This window comes from Janthinobacterium sp. CG3 (assembly GCF_000344615.1).
Lineage (GTDB): Bacteria > Pseudomonadota > Gammaproteobacteria > Burkholderiales > Burkholderiaceae_D > Janthinobacterium.
Genome location: NZ_KB467824.1, coordinates 4,735,438 through 4,735,829, shown reverse-complemented (window position 1 = coordinate 4,735,829; position 392 = coordinate 4,735,438). Strand labels below are relative to the sequence as shown.

The window sequence follows — 392 nt, the reverse complement described above, 5'->3', positions numbered from 1 at the left end:
TCCTTCATCGCCTGTAATCGCCAAGGCATCCACCATGTGCACTTATTCGCTTGTCCCTATAACGTTAGCCTCTCGCCGCTTGCGCGCCGAAAGAAACGGTACTGGGATAAGAAAGTACAGCGTTGCCAGATTCAATTGCTTGAACCATGTTTGTTGATAATACAATCACTACCCATGACCGGCATTCCTGCCGGTCAAATAAAACTTTACTTCTTCCAAATTGTTAAAGAACGAAACAGCCAATAATCTTTGAAAGATCAAACCTAAATCCGGCGCGTGTCGCGGCGACTTACGTTTGAGCTTTGCAAGCTGCTTCTTCAATTTCAACAGTCGATAAATGTGGACATTTAATGAGTGAACGTTCTCAGCCCGGTGCAACTCTAGAAAGGAGG

Annotated in this window: 1 protein-coding gene; it reads right to left on the bottom strand. The window is 45.2% G+C overall.

Going from position 1 to position 392, the window contains the following annotated elements:
• Positions 1-168: 168 nt before the first annotated feature.
• A partial coding sequence (locus JANGC3_RS33935; protein ID WP_232429746.1) for a hypothetical protein occupies positions 169-392 on the bottom strand: 224 nt, incomplete at its 5' end.